Genomic DNA, 5,869 nt, shown 5'->3' on the forward strand with positions numbered 1-5,869 from the left:
ATTTTAAACTTCACAAAGTTAAAAAACATTGGGTAACTATTGCAGTGACAGGACTGGCTTTGGGATTGAGTTTTGCTGGCCTTAACTATGCTTCAGCTGAAGAACAGTCTACCCCTGTTAATGAAGCGACTGTTGAAACCATCATCAAAGAAGGCGCTATTGACGTTGAGGCTCCAGCGACTAGTGAAGCCACAGCTAAACCTACAGAAAATACACCTGCTACCCCTTCTAGCGAGACTGCTACAGTATCAGAAGCACCAGTAGCTACCTTAGAAGTTCCTTCAACAGAAACAGTCTCTGAAAAACCAAGCTCTGAAGTGACAAGTACAGCTAGTTCGGAAGTAGCGCATTCTGAAACTGCACATTCTGAGGTAATTGCAACGACTAGTGAGAGTGTTACAGCTGAGAATGCGTCACCTGTCGGTGATATCCCAATCGAAAATACCACAAGAGGAACTGACCGTTCTGCCTTTACTGAAAAAAGGAATGGATTTGTTACCGAAAAAGAAGAACGCATTGAAACAGAAAACTATTTAGGTAGTCTTATTACCACAAGACATCCTTATTACGTAACTTATTACTACGATAACAACGGTAATAAGCTTATGGGATGGCAAGATATTAATGGAGAACGCTATTATTTCAAAAAAGAGCGAGAACATCCTGGTTTCGAAACCATTGATGGAAAACTCTATTACTTTACAGATAGTGCACGTATGCTCCATGATGAATTTGTTGAAGAAAATGGTCAAACTTACTATCTAGGTAGCGATGGCGTGCGAGTTTCTGGCTTACAAGATATCAAAGGACAAACCTATTACTTTAATCCTGATAGAAACGGCCAACTTAGCTACGGCTTGAACGTGGTTGGTGACAAGCTCTATCTGTTTGGAGATGCTGGCAAAGAAAATGCAGGACAATTAGTTAAAGACACACATCTCAACAACGGTGATTTCAAACTCAATATTGATCCTAATGGTATCGTTACAGTGGCAAATAACCATCCCGCTTTTCTACAAGATAATGGTGGTCACTGGTACTATATGGATAAAGATGGAAAACTTATGACTGGACCACAAACTATTGATGGTTTGACCTATTACTTTGATTCAAATGGTAGACAGGTCAAGGGGGAACGCCGTAAGGTCAATGGTAAATCCTATTTTTACGACCCAGATAACGGCGCCCTTGTGGCGAACCGCCTCGTCACCTTCAAAGCTGGACGATTCATTCCTGAAGAAAACTATGCTAAAGAAGTAAGATTTGACTTTGCTCCTTATGCAAATTATGATAACAATGAACATCCTGAACTCGAACGGTATTATCTTGGTGCCGATGGCCTACCAGTCACAGGATGGCAAACCATCAATGGTAATAAGTACTTTTTCCAAGATGATGGAAATATGGTCGTGCACAGATTTTTCAATAACTATTACTTCTACAATGATGGAACTATTGCTAGAAATAAACGATTGAATATTCCTACACACTATATTACGAGAGAATTTCCAAATATCTATGAATTTGATAATGATGGGGTTGGTAAATTCATTTCTAGTGATTTTAAGGACCTTCGACAAAAGACTGCTTATTTTGTCCAAGATAAAGATGGATACTGGCGTTACTATAATGAATATGGATTTCCTGTCGTTGGCCCTGCAACTATTGATGGCTACGACATGTATTTCCATTTAGGAACTCATAGACAAGCTAAGGGAGAGCTCGTTGATATCGATGGAAGGGTTTACTATTTTGATAAAGATAACGGTCGAAAAGTCAAAGATACAACTTTTGATTTCGATGGTAAGACCTATGTGGCAGACCAATCTGGTGTCCTCAGCATTAAAAGTCAATCAACTGAACGAAACCGCTATATCAGTGATTCCGAAGGTAACTGGTACTATGTCAATGACAAGGGTTACCTCCTCCTTGGTGCCCACACCATTGATAACGTCAACGTTTATTTCGGCACCAATGGTGTCCAATACAAAGGCCATTTTGCTCCTGATAATCACTATTACGATAAAGATAACGGTGCTTTAGTAACAGATAGATTGGTTGAGGATGGCGGCAAAGAGTTTTATGTTGATGAAAAAGGAAAGAAGTTTCACGGTACTAAATATTTGGACGGAATTCAGTACTACTTTAGATACGGCGAAAAAGTGAAAGGTGAGTTTAATTATCCATACCGTGGTGATCATTATTATGACAAAGAGACTGGTGCCCTTGTAACCGGAAAATACTTCGAACATAAGAATAACTGGTATTATGCAAATAGTAAGGGAAATATTCTGACTGGTAGAAGAGTCATCGATGGAAAGCATGTCTACTTCTACGATGATGATTACGGACAATATAAGGGTATACAAGCTAAAGATAAACTCATCATTTTAGGTGGTAAGACTTACTATTATCTTCCTGGCTCTGGTAATCGTGCTGATAATGTAACCTTGACAATCAATCACGTTACTTATTACTTCGATAATGACGGGGTTGGCCATATCCTTCGATAGTCATTTACAAGTGACTATGAACAATTACCCAACACAAAAGGAAGTCGACCAACTGTCAACTTCCTTTTTCATATCATCAATAAATGTCATACAAATAGAACCCAATTATGAACAATTCTAAAACAATTACGATTATCTTGTAAAAAAACTTGTTTGTCATAAAAAAAGTATTATAATAAAGATAGGTGAACATGTAAGCGTTTTACTAAAAACGTTGAAAGTGTACTACAGGGGATTAGGATTAGGAACTTGGCTTTAGACTTCTAACGTCAAAATAATTTTTTATGCATGAAAACTGGTCCTTAGGCACTTTGGCATGATAATCTAAGGCTCTTTTCATACACACATCAGTCTATAATATAAAACTAGAGCTTTAGAGAGAATGCTTCAAACTAAGAGCTCTAGTTTTTTGTATTTGAAGACACATGCCATAGGTTGGATTCAATAATTAAACGAAAAGAGAGAAATAAAAGTATTAGGATAAATAAGTAAAATCACTTGTTTCTAGATATAAATTACACAGCATAAGCATATTCTCCTTGCACACATTTGACGTGCTCGCCTATAAAATCGTCTTATGGCCATACCCTGAGAGATTTAGATATGGGGCTCAGTCGTTTTAACAGATCTTCTCACTTTTAACATTTTTCTGACGGCCTAGCTCCTTTATGTTACACACCTAAACATCGGTGTTCATTTTTGAAGGGAGTCTATTATGAATACTGAAATGAATTATCATTGGCAAATGTCAAAGAAACATGTCGTAGCACTTTCCTGTGCAACTGCTCTAGCTACTTTTACTTTAGTCGCACGCCCTACATTTGCGGATGAAGTAAAAATACCCGAAGCTACAGGTCAATCAACTGAAATTATTGCACCCGAACAAGAAACTGTAGTAACTAATGTTGAGATCAAAGCACCTACTACAAATCCTATCTCAACTAATACTGAGCTACCTACTAGTACAAGTACGGTTCTTAGTGAAGCTCCTAGCAGTGAAGTCGCATCATCTGAATTGGCAAGCGAATCACCAGTAGAAATCACTTCTGAACAAGAAATTAGCAATCAAGATAATGAGGCCAATAAAGCTATATCTATTAAAACGGCAACTTCAGAAGCCTCTACTACAAAAACTTCGGTAGAAAAAGTCAATGAACCTATTCCTGTCGAAGAAACAAAAACACCTACAAAAAACAGTGAACAACCTGCCCCAATCGATGAAAATGAAAAGCCAGTCACACCTTCTGTAACACTTGAAAATGCACCTCATATTTCTGGTGGACATTATTATAGTGATGATAATGGTAACTGGTATTACAAGGATGCAAATGGCAAAAATCTTGTCGGGCTGAACTATGTGGATAATGTTCCTGTTTACTTTAGCCAAGACGGTATTCAAATCAAAGGTGGTTTTGCAGAGGATGGCCGATACTATGACAAAGATTCTGGTGCTCTTGTAACCAAGGCCTTTAAAGAACTCTTAACTTATATTGGTCGTGATGATATCAACGGTCAAAACATTTATACTACTGATTGGTACTACCTTGATGCCGACGGACGGCCACTTAAAGGTCCTCAAAATCTTGGTGGTACAAACATGTACTTCTTCCCTAATGGGGCACAAGTTAAAGGACGTTTTGCACCTGACGGACACTACTATGATAAGGACTCTGGTGCGCTTGTAACTAACAGCTTTGTCCATGTCTACAACTGGAATTATCAAAATCAAGACGGAAATCATGTGAATCACTTTGTCATCACCATTCCTAATAATTCAGTCGTTGGACCTAACGGTGAAAACCAATTTTTGGATATGAGTCATTACCCACTTTCTAGCAATGATTTGAATCGCGAAGATTTCTACTATTACGTAGATGATAAGGGGGATAAACTGACAGGACCTCAAACCCTAAACGGCATCCATGTCTATTTCGACCAAAATGGTAGACAACTTAGAGGTGAGTTTGCATTTGACGAAGATGGTACTGTTCATTATTACGATGCGAAAAACGGTGCACGTGCTGAAAATACCATTGTTAGAACAAATACTGGTGCCTTCAAATTCGATGCAAATGGTAATGGACATTTGATGAAACCTGGCGAAGAAATAGATACCCCTGTCACTCCTACACCTACAATCTCCCTAGACAAGGCACCACGAGTTTTTGGTGGTCACTATTATAGTGATAACGAGGGCAACTGGTACTACAAGGATTCAAACGGTAAAAATCTCATCGGTCTCAACTTCGTTGACAACATTCCAGCCTACTTTGACAAGGATGGCAAACAAGTCAAAGGACGTTTTGCAGAGGATGGTCGCTATTTCGATAAAGATTCTGGTGCACTTGTAACAAAACGCTATCTTGAAACTGAAGATGGCAACTGGGTTTACGTCAATGATAAAGGTGATAAACTCAAGGGAGAACAAACTATCGATGGTGTTAAAGTCTACTTTGATGATTTCACTGGTACACAAGTCAAGGGACATTTTGCACCAAATGGTAAATACTATGATAAAGATTCTGGTGCTCTCGTAACCAATGCTTTTAAAGAAATCTTAACTTATATTGGTCGTGATGACATCAACAATCAAAATGTCTATACTACTGCTTGGTACTATCTCGATGCTGATGGTAAGCCATTAACAGGACCTCAAACCTTTGGAAATAGTCACTTGTACTTCCTCCCTAATGGGGCACAAGTCAAGGGACGCTTCGCCCCAGATGGACACTATTACGACAAAGACTCTGGTGCTCTTGTCACTAATAGCTTTGTTCACGTCTACAATTGGAATTACCGAAATCTCGATGGTGATCGCATCTTCCACTTTACAATCACTATTCCTGGAAATGATATCGTAGGTCAGGATGGACAGTATCCAAGAGAAAGTAAAGATTTAGATCGTGAAGATTTCTACTACTATGTTGATGCTAAAGGAGATAAACTGACAGGACCTCAAACCTTAAATGGCATCCATGTTTACTTCGACCAAAACGGTAGACAACTTAGAGGTGAATTCAAATTTGACGATGACGGCACTGTCCACTATTACGATGCTAAGAATGGTGCACGCGCTGAAAATACCATTGTTAGAACAAACACTGGTGCCTTCAAATTCGATGCTGACGGTAATGGACATTTGATGGGACCTGAAGAAGTATAAAAATATAATTCAAATAACAACTATTGATATCGCTTAATTACTCTCATTTAGAAATCGCTAAAAAGGAAGTCGACCAACTGTCAACTTCCTTTTTCATATCACAAATAAATTTTCATCCGTTTTAAGAAAACTTTAGGTTTTGCTTTATATACTATAACCATCCTAAAACTTTTCTTTTTCATAATCTCCTAAA

The 5,869-nt window shown here is 38.4% G+C and carries 2 protein-coding genes; both read left to right on the forward strand.

The features are described from left to right. A partial coding sequence (locus AX662_RS01155; RefSeq protein ID WP_082759646.1) for a KxYKxGKxW signal peptide domain-containing protein occupies positions 1-2,513 on the forward strand: 2,513 nt, incomplete at its 5' end. Between the two features lie 715 nt (positions 2,514-3,228). After that, complete coding sequence (locus AX662_RS01160; RefSeq protein WP_173018561.1) at positions 3,229-5,676, forward strand: glucosyl transferase; 2,448 nt, start codon at positions 3,229-3,231, stop codon at positions 5,674-5,676. Positions 5,677-5,869 lie beyond the last annotated feature (193 nt).

Origin of the sequence: Streptococcus sp. CCH5-D3, assembly GCF_001556435.1 — a bacterium.
Lineage (GTDB): Bacteria > Bacillota > Bacilli > Lactobacillales > Streptococcaceae > Streptococcus.